14 protein-coding genes are annotated in these 15,256 nt (G+C 69.0%); 9 read left to right on the forward strand and 5 right to left on the reverse strand.

The genetic code is table 11. The features are described 5' to 3' along the window. Positions 1 to 43 precede the first annotated feature (43 nt). Together ACZ7H1_RS07355 and ACZ7H1_RS07360 are read right to left on the reverse strand one after the other, a co-directional pair. Positions 44 to 424, reverse strand: coding sequence for a nuclear transport factor 2 family protein (locus ACZ7H1_RS07355; protein ID WP_470784509.1), 381 nt, complete (start codon positions 422 to 424; stop codon positions 44 to 46). A gap of 148 nt (positions 425 to 572) precedes the next feature. Beyond that, positions 573 to 962 (reverse strand): PIN domain-containing protein, encoded by a 390-nt coding sequence (locus tag ACZ7H1_RS07360; RefSeq protein WP_470784511.1) that lies wholly within the window; start codon positions 960 to 962, stop codon positions 573 to 575. 489 nt (positions 963 to 1,451) lie between these two features. Between ACZ7H1_RS07360 and ACZ7H1_RS07365 the strand changes: the two genes are divergently transcribed. Then, positions 1,452 to 1,991, forward strand: a complete 540-nt coding sequence (locus ACZ7H1_RS07365; RefSeq protein ID WP_470784512.1) for a CAP domain-containing protein — start codon at positions 1,452 to 1,454, stop codon at positions 1,989 to 1,991. A 68-nt stretch (positions 1,992 to 2,059) separates the two neighbouring features. Here the strand turns inward: ACZ7H1_RS07365 and ACZ7H1_RS07370 are convergent, their stop codons facing one another. Next, positions 2,060 to 2,227, reverse strand: coding sequence for a hypothetical protein (locus tag ACZ7H1_RS07370; protein WP_470784514.1), 168 nt, complete (start codon positions 2,225 to 2,227; stop codon positions 2,060 to 2,062). A 553-nt stretch (positions 2,228 to 2,780) separates the two neighbouring features. Then, a complete protein-coding gene (locus ACZ7H1_RS07375) occupies positions 2,781 to 5,084 on the reverse strand; it encodes an NHL repeat-containing protein (RefSeq protein ID WP_470784515.1) in 2,304 nt (767 codons plus the stop codon). Positions 5,085 to 5,649: 565 nt separating this feature from the next. Here ACZ7H1_RS07375 and ACZ7H1_RS07380 point away from each other — a divergent pair. The 4 genes from ACZ7H1_RS07380 to ACZ7H1_RS07395 all read left to right on the forward strand — a co-directional run bounded on the left by ACZ7H1_RS07380 (position 5,650) and on the right by ACZ7H1_RS07395 (position 9,395). After that, the gene (locus ACZ7H1_RS07380) at positions 5,650 to 6,765 is read left to right on the forward strand and encodes a hypothetical protein (protein WP_470784517.1); all 1,116 of its coding nucleotides are present in this window, start codon (positions 5,650 to 5,652) and stop codon (positions 6,763 to 6,765) included. A 105-nt stretch (positions 6,766 to 6,870) separates the two neighbouring features. Next, complete coding sequence (locus tag ACZ7H1_RS07385; RefSeq protein ID WP_470784518.1) at positions 6,871 to 7,908, forward strand: glycosyltransferase family 2 protein; 1,038 nt, start codon at positions 6,871 to 6,873, stop codon at positions 7,906 to 7,908. A gap of 72 nt (positions 7,909 to 7,980) precedes the next feature. Then, positions 7,981 to 8,262 (forward strand): hypothetical protein, encoded by a 282-nt coding sequence (locus ACZ7H1_RS07390; protein WP_470784519.1) that lies wholly within the window; start codon positions 7,981 to 7,983, stop codon positions 8,260 to 8,262. Between the two features lie 392 nt (positions 8,263 to 8,654). Next, complete coding sequence (locus ACZ7H1_RS07395) at positions 8,655 to 9,395, forward strand: class I SAM-dependent DNA methyltransferase (RefSeq protein WP_470784521.1); 741 nt, start codon at positions 8,655 to 8,657, stop codon at positions 9,393 to 9,395. A gap of 113 nt (positions 9,396 to 9,508) precedes the next feature. On the opposite strand, the gene ACZ7H1_RS07400 is transcribed toward ACZ7H1_RS07395, so the two are convergent. Beyond that, the gene (locus ACZ7H1_RS07400) at positions 9,509 to 9,892 is read right to left on the reverse strand and encodes a hypothetical protein (protein ID WP_470784522.1); all 384 of its coding nucleotides are present in this window, start codon (positions 9,890 to 9,892) and stop codon (positions 9,509 to 9,511) included. A gap of 464 nt (positions 9,893 to 10,356) precedes the next feature. Between ACZ7H1_RS07400 and ACZ7H1_RS07405 the strand changes: the two genes are divergently transcribed. From ACZ7H1_RS07405 to ACZ7H1_RS07420, 4 genes are all read left to right on the forward strand, one after another. Further along, positions 10,357 to 11,046 (forward strand): hypothetical protein, encoded by a 690-nt coding sequence (locus tag ACZ7H1_RS07405; protein ID WP_470784523.1) that lies wholly within the window; start codon positions 10,357 to 10,359, stop codon positions 11,044 to 11,046. A gap of 89 nt (positions 11,047 to 11,135) precedes the next feature. Beyond that, complete coding sequence (locus tag ACZ7H1_RS07410) at positions 11,136 to 12,485, forward strand: hypothetical protein (protein WP_470784524.1); 1,350 nt, start codon at positions 11,136 to 11,138, stop codon at positions 12,483 to 12,485. A gap of 352 nt (positions 12,486 to 12,837) precedes the next feature. Next, positions 12,838 to 13,902: a gluconolaconase gene (locus tag ACZ7H1_RS07415; protein ID WP_470784525.1), complete on the forward strand. Its 1,065-nt coding sequence runs from the start codon at positions 12,838 to 12,840 to the stop codon at positions 13,900 to 13,902. Between the two features lie 53 nt (positions 13,903 to 13,955). Continuing rightward, positions 13,956 to 15,113 (forward strand): Vgb family protein, encoded by a 1,158-nt coding sequence (locus ACZ7H1_RS07420; protein WP_470784526.1) that lies wholly within the window; start codon positions 13,956 to 13,958, stop codon positions 15,111 to 15,113. The last annotated feature ends 143 nt before the right edge of the window (positions 15,114 to 15,256 follow it).

Genomic DNA, 15,256 nt, shown 5'->3' on the forward strand with positions numbered 1-15,256 from the left:
GCGGCGGCTCCGCGGTTTTCGGGGGTGGGCTCGCCGCGCGGTGTCAGAACATGGTGTTGTCGTTCTTGGAGGTGGGCGGGATCACCTGGAGGACGTCCCAGTGTTCGACGATCTTGCCGCCTGCGTCGAAACGGAAGATGTCGATCCCGGCGTACTCCTCCTCGGGCCAGGTCTGGTGGCAGTGCAGGATCACGTGGTCGCCTTCGGCGAAGGCGCGCTTGACCTCCACCCGCTTGCCCGGGTACTCGGCGGCCATGCGCTCGAAGTAGTCGATGAACGCCTGCTTGCCGTCGCCGACGTGTGGATTGTGCTGGATGTAGGTGTCACCGGCGTACAGGTCGACCGCCTCGGCAGGGCGGCACTGGTTGAACATCAGGTCGTAGAACAGTTGAGCCGTGGTCTTGTTCTTCTGCGGGTCGCTCATGACGCCACCGTAGGGTCGGGAGCCGGGCGCGGCACGGCAAGTGCGTCGAGCAGGTGGCCGGCCCCCGACGGGGGATGGACCGAGTCGATCCGGCGCGCGCCGTTCTGAAGCGGCAGGCGGCCCGGACATACGCCGTCGCCCTCGCACCTCAGGGTGCCGGACGGACCGTGCGGGGGCCTGCGGTGCGCGCGCCCAGGAGGTGGACCCGGGCGCGGAGGGCACGGTCCGCGGTGACCACGACGCAATCGCGGGCGGCGTGTGCGGCGGCGAGGTCGGCGATCAGGTCGTCGCCCTCACCAGGGGCGTCCACCACCCGGACACCGGGTACGGACCCGATGCCGCGCGCGGCGCCTTCGACGACGAGGATGATCTCCTCGCCCGCCCGGCGCTCCGCCAGGAGGGCGCGGAGCCGTTCCGCGGCACCCTTGCGGTCTCGCCACCAGCCGTCGGGAACCGATCCGACCACGTTCGCGCCGTCCACGATGAGCACGGTCGGCGCGTCAGCGCCCTCTGCCGTCCCGTCGCCCGTTCGTTCCATGCGGTCCTCCTTGCTGCACGGCGAGGATACGGGCTGCGGAGATCGAGCGACGGTGGCGGCCACGGCTCGCGGACCGGGTACGCCCCCGGTCCCCGTCCCCGGGGGTCTCGGCGGTGACATGGATCACCCGCACCAACCTGATTACGGAAGGATCACGACCGCCCTCTCGTCCCGGCTATGTCGAGATATGCACACCGAGAGCGGACATTCCCCTTACCGCCGAAATGACTGTCTCGAATGGCGAGACGCCAAAGTGGAACTCCCAGCTGGCACGAGCTTTTGATGATTCATCAGGTATTTCACGGCAGTCGCTCCGCGACCGCCTTGCACGTCGGCGCATCCATTTCAAGTCGAGTACGGCGCGCCGCACGACCGGGCAAGTGCCGGGACTTGTCAGCCCGTTGCGAGGCTCCTAAGAATGGCGGCCCCGTCGGGCCCCGGCAGCTGCTGCGGATCCCGACGCTTCGCGAACACCGAAGAAGGTCACGCATGCAGAAGCACGGCAAGAAGAGGCATTACAAGACGATGGCCGTCGGGGCCGTCACCCTCGGCGTCATAGGCATACCCGTGGCCATGGCGGGACTGGGCACCGAAGAAGCGGGCGCCGCACCCGCCGGCCGGGAAGCGGCGGCCGCACCGGCGGCGGCCGCACCCACCGCAGCCGAGCGCGTCGTGGCCCTCGTCAACAAGGAGCGCGCCAAGGTCGGCTGCAGGGCCCTCAAGGTAAACAAGAAGCTGACGAAGGCAGCCGTGAACCACAGCAAGGACATGGCCGCCCACCGGAGCATGTCGCACACCGGCTCCGACGGATCCAACCCGGGCCAGCGCATCACCCGGGCCGGCTACCAGTGGCGTACCTACGGCGAGAACGTCGCCTACGGATACACCAGCGCCTCGAAGGTCATGGCCGGCTGGATGCGCAGCCCGGGCCACAAGCGGAACATCCTGAACTGCGCGTTCAAGGAGATCGGCGTCGCCCGCGCCCAGCCGAACAACTACTGGACCCAGGTGTTCGCCACCCGCCTCTGACCCCCGGACGAGCCAGCGGGCCCGGAGAGAGCTGGGGTGGACGGCAGATCCAGGCCAACCACCCCAGCTCAGTGCTCCGTTTCCGCGACCTCCATGGAGCGGCTGACGATCTCGGTGTTCTGACGCCCTCGGCGGCGGCCGGTCTTGAAGACCGTGACCGTAGCCGTGCCCGTGGCGAAGCAGGGCTCGCCCAGGGCGACGTCGATGGTCGTGTCCCCCAGGGAGGCGTTGTGCACGGCCGCCACCTGGGGATAGACGGCTGCCCACTGCCCGGGAGCGAGGTCGAGGGGGACGTCGTGGCAGATAGCGTGAACCTGTCGGACAATACCTCCGCCGGGTGGCTGAAGTCGCCCGCCTCCGTGGAGAAACCGAGGGTACTCTCCGGGAACCACAGTCCGTTCCGTGCGCGGAACGTCAGCTGTGCGGCGACGATCCCGGTCCGGCCCGTGTTCACGATCTTCATGTTCGCGGCCTCGTACGTCCGCTGCCCCACTCCCAGGTCGGGTCCACCTTCTCGTTGGAGAGGTCGGCGCCCGGTGTCCCGCCGCTGCCCGAGCCGTTCAACCGCCGCACCCGATCGCGTACGAGGCCGCCGCGTGTGCGACGGCAATATCGTTGCTCACCGCTGTGCTCCTGCCGATGTGCGCCCGGGGCGGGAGACTTGGCCCGCCTGACCGACTCCCGCGCCCGTGGCGGCCGCCATCCGGTGCATGCGGCTTCTGCGGGAGAACTGCCGGTCAGGCGGGCTCATTTCGCTCTGCTTGCGTCTGCTCTACTCTGGCCGGCGGGTCAGCGGGACTCGACGGTGAGCGTGGCGAAGCCCGACGCGAAGGCGGGGCTGCCGAGTTCGAGGCCCACCCGTACGGTGCCCGGCTGGGCGTCCTCGTCGACCTCCATCTCCGGGTAGACGACCGCCCACTTGCCCCGGGCGAGCTCGAACCTCACATCACGGAGGGTCAGGGTGCGGTTGCCGTTGGACCGCTCGCCCACACTGACGATCTCCTGGGTCTCGCCCTCCCGGGACATCGCCAGCTGGTCCTGCGTGAACCGCATTCCCTCGGGGGCGGTGAGCACGAGCTGCTGGGCGTCGATGGTGCGCTGCCCGGTGTTGGTGATGGTGAGCACCGCCGGGTACACCCACTGCTGGCCGGGCCGCACGCGGGCGTTCTCCGGCCGCGACTGGACCACGCGGGCGGACAGCCCCGTCGGCGAGCCGATGACCTTGCCCACGATCTGTACGGGGGCCCGCTTGCCGATGCTGGCCGAGCCGTCGCTCTTCAGACCGGTCGTAGCGTCCTGCTGAGCACGCATCGGGATGGTGTAGACGAGGCTGCCGGTGTCACTCGCCGTGGTGTTCAGATGCGGATTCGCTCGGATGATCAGGGTGCGCCCGGAGTCGTACACCTCGTGGTCGAGAGCGCCCGAGATCACGCCTTCGACCGTGTTGTGGTAGGCGAAGACCGGCTGACCGGTGAAGACGAAGCCGGTGGGGGCGGTGTAGCGCTGAATGAGCACCCCGGGGTTGACCGGCTGGCCGGTGGGTGCGAGGAAGCGCAGATTGCAGCGACTGGTCTGGCCCGGGGCACTCTCGGGCACCACCTCCTGGAAGACCGTCAGTGCGGTCTCGTCGGCCACCGGCGCCGGCACGGTCACGGTGATCGGCAGTGTGAAGGTGTTGTCCTTGAGGTTGAGATCGCCGCCGTACTGGATCTCCAGGGTCGCCTCGTACGTCCCCGGCTTGGTGGACTCGGGTGCCTTGATCCGGAAAACGCCGTCCAGGGAAGCGCCGAACGCGACCAGTTGGGAGCCGGTGAACGTACGACTGAGCCTGCGGTCGCCGCTTTCCGTGCCGGCCCCGCCGACCAGTCCGTAGGGCAGGTTCAACACCACTGTGACCAGTTCGCCGTCGACCGTGGCCGGGCCCCGGCTCCTGATCCGCGCCCCGAGGTCGAACTCCTGGCCGCGCGGGACCGCGGAGGGGGCGACGACCTCGCCGTACAGATCGGCCATGGGCGGCGTCGGGGGCACGACCGTGGCCACGCCGTACACCCGGCGGACACGGTGGTTGTACGAGTCCGTGACGTACAGGCTCCCGGAGCCGTCCACCGCCACTCCGAAGGGGTGGTAGAGCCGGGTGCCCGCCGCGGGACCGCCGTCCGCGACGTATCCGGCCGTACCGGTGCCCGCCACCGTGGTAATGATTCCGGTGACGGTGACCTTGCGGACGCGGTGGTTGTTGGTATCTCCGACGTACAGGTTGCCCGCCTGGTCCACGGCTATGCCGGCCGGGTAGTGGAGGTGGGTGGCGACGGCGGGGCCGCCGTCCGCGACGTATCCGGCGGTGCCGGTGCCGGCCACGGTCGTGATGTTGCCGTTCGCTGCGACCTTGCGGACCCGGTGGTTGTACCGGTCCGCGATGTAGACGGCTCCCGCCGAGTCCACGGTCACGTCGTGGGGGTAGTGGAGGGGCGTGGCGACGGCGGGGCCGCCGTCCGAGATGAACCCCGCCGTCCCGTTGCCGGCCACGGTCGTGATGTTGCCGTTGGCCGCGACCTTGCGGACCCGGTGGTTGTTGGTGTCGCTGATGAAGAGATTGCCCGCCGCGTCGACCGCCACCGACCAGGGGTAGTTCAGCGGGGTGGCGACGGCGGGGCCGCCGTCGGATATGTATCCGGCGTTGCCGTTGCCGGCGACAGTCGTGATGATGCCGTTGGTGGCGACCTTGCGGATCCGGTGGTTGTGCCGGTCTGCGATGTACAGATTGCCCGCGGAGTCCACGGCCACACCGGTCGGATAGTGGAGCGGGGTGGCGACGGCGGGGCCGCCGTCGGAGACGAACCCTGCGGTGCCGGTGCCGGCCACGGTGATGACGATCCCGTCCGGTGTGATCTTACGGACCCGGTGGTTGTGGGAGTCGGCGATGTAGATGTTCCCCGAGCGGTCTATGGCGGCGCCGTACGGATAGTGGAACTTGGTGCCGACTGCGGGGCCGCCGTCGGCGACGAAGCCCGCCTGGCCGTTGCCCGCCGTCGTGATGATGGTGCCATCGGGGAAGGCCGCCGCCTGCGCGGAAGCACTGCTGTTCTTGGTCATCGCTGGTTCTCCTGTCCGAACATGGCATGCCGCCTCGGGCAGCACACCGTCTCAGGCGGAAGTACTGGAACGCTTGCGCGAATTCATGGCCCATTGGCAACCGGACCCCGGCAGAGAACATGTCTGCTTGCGGAGAGAGGCGATGGCAGATCCGGCGGGCCCGATCGAGCCTACCCGTGTTCGCGTACGAAATTTACCTCGCTCTTCGGACAACACCCGAAGCCCGGCGTGCGGGCCGGAAAACGCCCCGACAGCACACGCCGCAGCCCGTAGCCATGCGGTTTCCGCCGGCAACCCACGAGGTTTGAGGTTACGGAAAATCGACTGACATTCGTTTCCCCGAGCGGCGCGATCCGCCCTCTTGCCCGGGATCTCCGCACGGTGCAGTCGACCCGGTTGCGCGAGCTCGGCAATACGATGCAGGTCCGGACACTCGGTAAACCCAAAGCGAGGCGGCGGTATTGACGCCGCTCCACCACCCGGATTTCCTTGACCGGCAGACAAGGACCACTGCTGATTCAGGAATAAAACATTCCGGCGGCACTCTCCGATGAATGAGGTAGTCATGAATCTCGTCAGGAACGGCAGCTTCTCCGAGTACACGTTCAGGCAGGGGGCCGACTGGGGAACCGGAAACCGCGGCATCATGGCCGCCGGCCGGCACAATGGCGACCAGTTCATCGGCCTCGGCGGCTGGTCCTGGGGGACGTACACCGGAAACGGAAAGACCGAGCACCCGGCCGAGGCGCAGGACGCCGTCGACCTCATCAACGGCGCCGCCGACGGTCACTTTCCGCAGGACCCCGAGCACCCGTTCGCCGCCTCCGAGAACCTCCTCGACGTCAACGGCAACGGCACGCTCGGCTTCATCGAGCAGACCGTCCCGGCCACGGGCGGGCAGGCCTACGAGCTGTCCTTCTACCACGGCTACAACATGTGGCCGGGACACGACATCGGCCGGCCCGCGTATCTGCGGGTCGAGGTCGAGACCGACGGCCGGACGCTGCTCCGCGAGGACTACATCCAGTACTACTCCGGCAAGGGCGGCAAGGCCTCCCACAGCGACGACCGGATCAACGATCCGGCATGGCGCAAGCGCCGCCTGTCCTTCCGGGTACCCGACGGCCATCAGCAGGTGACCGTGCGGTTCGCCAACCCGGGCAGGGCCGGCCTTCACCCCGACCTCGGCGCCAACGCCGACGGCCACTCGGGCATGCTGCTCGCCCATGTCCGTCTGGACGGCTCCGGGGGTGGCAGCACGCTCCTCACCGTCGAGCAGCGCAAGCTCCAGCAGTCAACGGTCAAGCAGGGACAGAGCTGGCAGTATCCCTCGGTGCTGACTCTGACCAACGTCGGCAACCGCCGGATCGGTACGCACCGGGCGGTCTTCACGGCCCCCGAGGGCCTGTACTTCATCGAGGACCGCCTCGTGATGACCCGGCAGGACGACGACCCGAACGAGACGTCCGTCGCGGCCGAGCGCTCGAACGGAAACCGGACCCTGACCTGCCCGGTGTTCCCGCTGGAGCTCGCACCCGGCAAGTGGGCGTCCGTCTACCCGGCGATGGCCGTGGAGCACGACGCCACCCCCGGGACCGTAACCGTCGGCTTCGAGGTCGGCAGCCCCGTCTTCGCCACCGGGCACGCCACCGTCACCATCACGCCCCGCGCCGGCGCTTGACCGACCATGCTCCTTGCCAGGTTCTTCACCCGCGCCCGCAGCCGCTACGGTCGCAGACGAATCGGTGACGACGACCGCCGCCCCCGCACGGCCAGGCCGCGGATCGTGGCGCTGATCCCCGCGCACAACGAGGCCGAGCGCATCGCCGCGTCCATCGCGGCGCTGGGCCGGCAACGACGCGCTCCCGACCGTGTCGTGGTGGTCACCGACAACTGCACAGACGCGACCGCCGACGTCGCGCGCCGGTCCGGCGCGGAGGTCATCGCATCCGAGAACAACCAGCACAAGAAGGCAGGGGCGCTCAACCAAGCCCTCGACCAGGCCCTGCCCACACTGCGCGACGAGGATCTGGTGCTCGTCCAGGACGCCGACACCACTCTTTGGCCGACCTTCCTCTCCAGCGCCATCGAGGCGATGGACCGGAAGGTCGGCGCGGTCGGCGGCATCTTCTACGGCGAGCGCGGCGGAGGACTGCTCGGCGCGCTCCAGCGCATCGAATTCCACCGCTACGCCCGTGAGATATCGCGTCGGAACTATCGCGCCGACGTGCTCACCGGCACTGCCACCCTCTTCCGGGTGGCCACCCTGCGCGAGGTCAAGGAGGCCCGGCTCACCGGTCTCCTCGGCGGTGGGGCGTCGTACTACTCCCTCGCCTCGCTCACCGAGGACGACGAAATGACCAAGGCCGTGCGAACACTCGGCTACCGCACCGTCTCCCCGCCCGGATGCGGCGTGGTCACCGAAGTCATGACCACCATTCCGAAACTCTGGCATCAGCGGCTCCGCTGGCAACGCGGCGCCTTGGAGAATTTGCGCGACTACGGCTGGACCCGGGTCACGGCGCCGTACTTCATCCGTCAGGCGTTCATGGGGCTTTCGGTCATTTTCCTCGCACTCTACCTGGTGTTCACCGCATGGATGCTTGCCAGGGGACGCCCGCAATTCTCGCGCTTCTGGCTGGCGATCGGTCTGATATTCGTCGCCGAGAAGGTGATGACGGCGCGCGACGCAGGCTGGCGGGCTCAAATGATCGCGGGCACCCTCGCCATAGAGCTGGCCTACGACATGTTCCAGCACGCTGTTTACGTCCGCTCCCTCTGGGACATGGCCCGGCGCCGGGAAGAGCGCTGGATCGCCACCTGAATTCACGACCCACCGGGCGGGGTCCCACCCCTCGCACCGCGTGAAAGGAGATTCGTGTACGGAGGAATGCCGGTGGCCGGTCTTCTGGGTGTCGGCGGCGTGTCAGCGCTCGCCTCGAGGAGGGACGGCTTCCATGCCCTCGCCACCGTGGTCGCCGCCACCACCCTGCTCATGGCCGGCGTGTCCCTGACCAAACTCGTGCCGCGCCGCAGCCCGGCGTCCCATCTCCCGCCCCGGACGCAGCCGTCCCAGGCCTCGGTCCCGGACCACTCGCCCACCGCGATGCACCGCCGCCCCGTCAAGGAGACCGGTAAGAGCGACAGGCCGAACACGGCGGTGGCACGAAGGAACTGATGGAGGGAGCCGGGAGAGGGGGCAGCGCCGCCTGCGCGTCAAGGTGCACGACGCCATCGCCGGGAAAGGCCGGCAGGGTGATCTTCCGGCCCCGCACTGTGCACCGGCGGCATCGGCATGTCCGCCGTCCTGAACGCCTCACCTCACCCGACCGGCGCCGCGTGGGCGGTGCGGAGGACCGGGCCTCAGCGTCCCCGCGGATCACTTTGACGACAGCGCGGTTGTTCTCGGTGTGCTCTCTTCGGTTCTCTTCACGCAGATTCCAACGGCTGCCGGGGGCACCCTGGTTACGCCCGCATGGTCTGTACCGGCTCGCCCCGTCCGCCTGATCGGAGCCGGTGGAAGGTAAATGCGTCGACAGCACCCCTCGGTACCCGGCAAAGTGGCGGCCCGTGACGAGCAGTGAGCTGTGGACCCGCGCGACCGCCGACCGCTACGACGCCGAGGAGACCGAGGCGTCCTCGGCCGCCGTTCTCGGACCGACCATCGCCTTCCTCGCCGAACTCGCCGGAGACGGCCGGGCACTGGAGTTCGCCATCGGGACCGGACGAGTGGGCGTCCCGCTCCGGGAACGCGGCGTACCGGTAGTGGGCATCGAACTGTCCGAGCACATGGCAGCTGTGCTGCGGCGCAAGGTCGACGAGGAGACGCTCCCGGTGGTCATCGGGGACATGGCCACCACCGTCGTTGCCGGCGAGTTCACCCTCGTCTATCTCGTCTACAACACCATCACGAACCTGCTCACGCAGGACGAGCAGGTCGAGTGCTTCCGCAACGCCGCACGCCATCTGGAGCCCGGCGGCCGATTCGTCATCGAGCTGGGCGTGCCGCCGCTGCGGTTCCTGCCGCCCGGCCAGGTCGCGGTGCCGTTCGACGTCTCCGAGCAGCATCTCGGCTTCGACACCTTCGACCTCGTCAAGCAGATTCTCGTCTCGCACCACTTCACCCGCGACGGCGACGACGGCCGCTACCGCCGCGACGACTCCCGGCACCGCTACGCCTGGCCGGCAGAGCTCGACCTGATGGCCCGGATCGCCGGGCTCGAGATGGAACGACGCGTCGCGGACTGGGACGGGGCGCCGTTCACCCAGGACTCCGCGAAGCACATCTCCGTGTGGCGCAAGCCGACCTGAGGTCGGCCACCGGGCCGTCAACGCAAGCCGTGCCTGTCTTGAAACTCCTGCCGGGAGTTCAGGCGTCGGTGATCAGGAGTCCGTGGGAGAGGCCTCCACCGGCGTCGGCCCGCTCAGTGTGATGTGGTCGCAGACAGCAGGAGGGTGAGCAGTTCGGGAAGCTCCGGCAGTCCGGGGGCGCAGCTGTCGTGCACACCGATGAAGGTGATCACATCGGTGCGGTCGCTTTCCTTGAGGCTGCTGCGGATGCTCCAGTCCCCCTTCTTGAGCGAGACCAGGACGAGCCGTCCGCGTTCGGTACGGCTCTCGCGCTGCCATCCGCGCTTCTCCAGCTCCGCCACGGCAGCCGCGTACGGCTTGGCGCCGGTCGTCCCCTTGCCCGCCGGGGCGTCGGGGAAGCCGGACCACATTGTTGTGCACGGGGCCAGCCGTTCGCCCGAGGGGCCGGTGGCGGCGGGGTCCGCCGACGGGGACAAACCGATGAGCTTCGCTTTCACGGCGGCTGCCTCGACCTCGCGGTCTACCGCGTCGCGGTCGGGTGCGGGAGCGGGCGGCTCCCATGGCTTCGCGTGCGTACGGGAAGGAGCCGGGGAGGAGCCGGAACGTCCCGTTTCGGACTCTTCGTCGGCGCATCCGGTCAGCGCTGTCAAGGCCGCCAATGCGATGACCGCCGCTGTCCTGCCGGCCGTCGTGTTCACCGTTCTCCCCCGCACGTGCGTGCCGCTCCTCTTGACCCTCGCGCACACGGATACCCGTGTGTGAACCGCGATTGTTGCACGAGCGTCTACTAATGATCTTCGTACGAGCGCTGCCGGGCAGGCGGCTTCCAGTGCGGAGAACAGGGTGCAACCGGAGCCAGGAGTGACAGGACTGACCGGACCGAGGAGAGGGCCGCGGTCCGGGCCGGCGAGGCCGGCCGCGTTCTCCGCCCTCCCCGTCCGGTCGTATCGTCGCGCACCGGATGGCGCACCATTGCACCCTCATCGACTTCAAGGGTTTCACCATGAACGACGTCGTGTTCCGGCTCCACGCTTGGGGCGAGGAAATGACGTCCCTTGCCTCCGCATTCGTGGACGGCTTCGAGGGCTATTACGGATACGCCCCGTCCGGGTACGCCGTGAACATGGCCGAGGCGGACGACGGGGCACGGGCGGTCGCCTGCCTCGCCGAGGCGGGCGTCACCGGTGCGCTGCTGGACTACTACGCGGCGCTCGGTGCCGTCGAGCTGATGGACCTGAACAACGGGATCTGGATCGCCGGTGCCCAGGAGGTTGCCAGCGGCATCCTGGCGGGATGCCTCATGGAGGTGACCGGTGCGGTCGACGACACCGTGACGGTGTTCGCCACCGACGGCGGCGGGGGCATGTACGCGGTGAGTACCTCCACCGGGCACGTCTGCCACCTCTCCGGCGGCGCCTATGAGGGTTCGAGCTACGACGTGAGCGACTACGGCCACCGCATTGCCGCCCCCGACCTGTGGACCTTCCTCGACCAGCTGCGCAACGAGCTCCGCGAGGCGGTGCTGGCACAGCGTGCGGGCACCGGCCGCTGCCGCGGTGGCCGTGCCCTGGACGATCACGGCATCCGGTCCGGGGCCTGCGTCCACGGATGTCATACGAAGACGACCGTGACGCCGGCCTCCCTGACCTGAGCAGCCGCACGACGTCCTCGAAGCAGGAGGATTGCCGCTGGGGCGGCGCCCAGGCCGGCGGTGTCAGTGGCGCATGCCAGGATCGGATCGTGAACCTTGCCGTCCCGCTCCCGTCGGACCCCAGCCGCTCCGAGGCCTACGTGGACTGGGCCCGCTCGCACGAACAGGGCGCGGAGGACGCCGCGCGCGGCCTGCTCGACGACGTCCGCGACCGCATCTCACGGGCGTACCCGAAGGCCGGCCGCGCCCTGGACGAGCTGGCCGGCCTCGCCCGCCGGCTCCCCCCGGCCCATCTGCCCTGGTACTGGGACACGGTGGCGCACCGGCTCGTCTCGTGGGACACGCGCGCCGCAGGGCGGGCCTACACCCGGGCCCGGACCGCGGAACGGGAGCACGACCTGCCCGTGGACCCGGCTTGGCGGCGGCAGAACGTCCTGCTCCCCGCCCGCGGCGGCGCCCTCCCCGTCAAGGAGCTGAGCGGGCACCAGGCCTGGCTGGCCGCCGCGTTGGACCCGGCCGCCGCGCACGACGAGTTCGTACGGGTCCTCGCCGCGGGGCGGCCTCGCCCGGCGAGCTCCCCGCCGACCTGGCCCGCCGGGTCCGTGCCTCGGCGCGCGCCGCGGGCCTGGACGGCTCCGAAGAGGCCCGGGTACTGGCCGGCACGGTCGGCGCCGCACGCGGGAAGGCCGTACCGGACACGCTGCTCGACGCGGTCGCCGCCCTGCTCGCCGACCACCCGCAGGACGACGACGCCCTCGCCGCCCTCCTCGACGTCTTCCCCGAGTCAGGCGGTCCGCGGCGCCGGCGCCGACCGGATGCTCACCCGAGCGGCCGACACCCCGGTCCCGCCCGGCGGCTACGAGCTGAACCCGGCCCTCAGCGTCCCGGAGCTGGTGGCAGAGGCCGGCGCCGCCCTCGGGGTGGGCGCCGACGCAGCAGCCCTGTACCTGCAACTGCTGGCGCTGGCCCGCCCCACCGATGGTGGCTATCAAGGCCGCGCCGACCACCAGTGCCCGGCGGCGGACGACGTCACGGCGGAGGCGCCGTTCTTCCCGGAGAACTGCTCCGAGTTCGGAGAACGGCCACGGGGTGCGCTGCACCTTCCCGGCCGGGCTTCCGCAGTTCCAGAGCGCCACGGCACACATCCCGGTGCGGCTCGGCACCGCCGTGCCCCTCGGGGGCCTGACCGGCGGCTGGGTCGAGGTGAGCAGCACCGACGACCGGAACACCGAGAACAACAGGCAGCCGTTCGAGATCCCGGTCGTGCAGACCGTCCCCTGATCGGGCGGAGGCTTCCTGGACAGTGGCGCTCCCGTCTGCCCGGCGCGGCGGGCTGTACGCGGCGGGAGGTACGGCGGATCGCTCCAGGCACCCCATTGCCTGGCGGCCGGCCCCCGAGGAGGCGCTGCGCCCGGACGACCCGGCCCGCTCCGGCCTGACCCACTCCGGCCGGCCCGTGCACGTACGGCACGACGCGCCGCCGGTTCGTACCGGCGCACACCCGCAAGAGCGGCGCGTCCCCGGCAGCGGCACATCCCCGCCACTTCCCCACCGCCCCGGCCCCCGCACGCGGTCCGTGACCAGGGATCCGGCCAGACCGGAGGTCCCACGCCGCCGGGGGACGGGCCGGTCCGGCCTTCGCCGAAAGGGTGATCCCGCAGGTGGAAAGGGGGTTGTCCGGTTTTCACCCCATGGCCATTTCCTCTCGATGATCATCCTGCACCTGTCGCGTAGTTTCACCATGCACCGGAAAGATCATTCATTTCCGCGACGCAGGGAGACCTCAGGTACATGTCGGAGAAAAGCGCGAAGAGTGATGTGGGCAAGGCCTACATCAACGACGTGTTCATGCGCCACCCGCTCACCACGCGGAACCAGGACGAGCTCGAAATTCCGGCCAAGGCCGAAGCAATCCTGGAACGTAACAAATTACGGGGCGCGCTGAAGAGGACCCCCGAAGGAGGGGGCGAGCCGATCAGCCCCATCGGATTCTCGTTGAACAAGAAGCGCTACGGCGAGTTTCCCGAGGACGAGAAGACGGCGCAGGAGCGCGGGTGGCGCGCATACATGAACATGGGCGTACCGGTCGTCGAAGAGCGCAGCGACATCACGCAGCCGCCGCCCGACATGATCTCCAAGCAGACGTACATCAACGGAACCGACCCCGTCAAAATAACCGTGACGGACACGGTCGAATTCTCCGTCTCGAACACGATCAACTGGTCGCTCCAAGGCGAGGTGAAGCTCACCTTCGGAGCGAAGTCCATCGCATCGCTGCAGCAGGAGATGCAGAAGAGCATGGCGATGCAGCAGTACCAGAAGACCACCCTGAAGAACAGCAAGGACAATCAGGGCGTCGACCAGGAGTCCCAGACAGAGGCGACGAGCACGACGACGGCCACGACTTCCGCCACGGGCACCGGTGAGCTGTGGGCGGACCTGCTGCTCGGCATCACCGCCTCCGTCAGCGGTTCGCTGACCACTGAATGGAAGCACCAGTCGTCGGTAAGCCTGGAAGTGATGAGCCGGGCGGACGTCATGGCCACGACCCGCCGTCAGGTGAGGCAGTTCGACTACGAATTCCCGGTCACCTTCGGGGGATGGGTCGCCTTGTACTACCCCCGGCCGGTGGAGGTCAGGGGAACTCCCCCGCAGGCCAAGGAGCCGAAGTACTCCCGGGTCGTCGCATGGAAACTCGGCGACTCCGTCGAGGACCGCAGCAACTTCGATCTGGCCGATGAGGGAAAGAGGTTCATGCAGAAGGGGGCGGCCGAAATTGTGGCCGTCCGCACCGGGGAACACCGGGTCTTCCAGCCCGAGACACTCGACTACGAGAGCCAGAAACAGCCTCTCTGAAAAGGCGACCACCCACCGGGCAGGCCAGATCAGCCACATCAGGAGGAACTCTCGTGTCATTCGGAAACATCTTCGACGGCGGCGGCAGCGGAGCCGACTCCGCCAAACAGTCCGCTGAAGCGCTCGGCAAGGACACCCCCGGGGCCGGCGACGTCTCGGACGCCGTCCGCAAAATGGAGAGTGAGCGCGACCCGTGGCTCGTGCGTCAGACGGCGCACGGGGCGTTCGACGTCATGGGTTTCCTCAATCCCCTCTTCCAGAAATTCCATGATGTCTCCGCCGATCAGCGTCAGGTCTCCGAGGACCCCGGTTCGACGTCCGCCATGGCCTCGTCGACCCTGAAGGCCGCCGGACCGCCCAAGGTGAGCATCGGCCAGGACGACATGCCGAAGCTCGAAGACCTGTCGAAGCTCATGGCCACCAGGCGGAGCTTCGCCCTCATCGCGACAGGCCTGGGGACTTCCGAGGGCCTCGCGGTGGACCCGTCGCAGAACACGGCGTACGTCGCCGACCGGGGCGGCCAGAAGCTGTCCGCGGTGAAGATCTCCACCGGCGCGCAGCGCGTGGTCGCGAGCAGCCTGGGCGACGTCTGCGATGTGAAGCTGGACGGGAAAGGCAGGGCCTACGCCGCCGACTACGGCGGCGCGCGCCTGCTCGCGGTGGACCTGTCCACCGGTACCTCCAGCACGGTCGCCAGTGTCCCGGGCGCGTACGGCCTCGCGCTGGACGGCAAGGGCAAGGCCTACGTCGTCAGCCACAGCGAAGGGAAGCTGATCGCGGTCGACCTGCAGAACGGGCAGAAGACCACGGTCGCCACCGGCCTGCCGGTCGGCGTCTCCGCGGTGGCGCTGGACGGCAAGGGCAAGGCGTACGTCGGCCAGAAGGACCACGGCGGCAGCCTGTACGAGGTCAACCTGGCCGACGGCACGAAGCGCCTGGTGACCACCCTCCCCGGGGCGAGCGCCATGCGCATGGAACTCAGCGGCGACGGCAAGGCGTTCACCATCGACCACGGGAACGGCCGCCTGTACGAGATCACCTTGGCCGACGGCGCGCAGCGCGTGGTGGCCAGCGGCCTGGCGACGTGCGAAGGACTCGCACTGGACACCGCCAACGGCCAGATCTACGTCAGCAACCGTGAATCCCAGCTCTGGCAGATCACCCAACGCGACACCCAGCCCATGGGCGGCGTGGGCAAGGTGGCGGCGTAGGAAGAACCCCACAGCCGGGGGGGGGGGGGGGGGGGGGGGGGGGGGGCGCGGGGGGGGGGGGGGGGGTTCTTTGTTGCATGGTGGGGTGGTTTGTATCCCCCCGGGGAGATACTGGCTGGCCTCTCCGCCTCAGGTGGGCAGAA

Source organism: Streptomyces sp. NPDC037401 (assembly GCF_055602345.1).

Excerpts from the sequence above, each read along its gene's own strand:
- ACZ7H1_RS07380 (WP_470784517.1), top strand. The coding sequence starts at position 5,650 with ATGAATCTCGTCAGGAACGGCAGCTTCTCCGAGTACACGTTCAGGCAG.
- ACZ7H1_RS07405 (WP_470784523.1), top strand. The coding sequence starts at position 10,357 with ATGGCGCACCATTGCACCCTCATCGACTTCAAGGGTTTCACCATGAAC.
- ACZ7H1_RS07360 (WP_470784511.1), bottom strand. The coding sequence starts at position 962 with ATGGAACGAACGGGCGACGGGACGGCAGAGGGCGCTGACGCGCCGACC.
- ACZ7H1_RS07365 (WP_470784512.1), top strand. The coding sequence starts at position 1,452 with ATGCAGAAGCACGGCAAGAAGAGGCATTACAAGACGATGGCCGTCGGG.
- ACZ7H1_RS07375 (WP_470784515.1), bottom strand. The coding sequence starts at position 5,084 with ATGACCAAGAACAGCAGTGCTTCCGCGCAGGCGGCGGCCTTCCCCGAT.
- ACZ7H1_RS07355 (WP_470784509.1), bottom strand. The coding sequence starts at position 424 with ATGAGCGACCCGCAGAAGAACAAGACCACGGCTCAACTGTTCTACGAC.
- ACZ7H1_RS07415 (WP_470784525.1), top strand. The coding sequence starts at position 12,838 with ATGTCGGAGAAAAGCGCGAAGAGTGATGTGGGCAAGGCCTACATCAAC.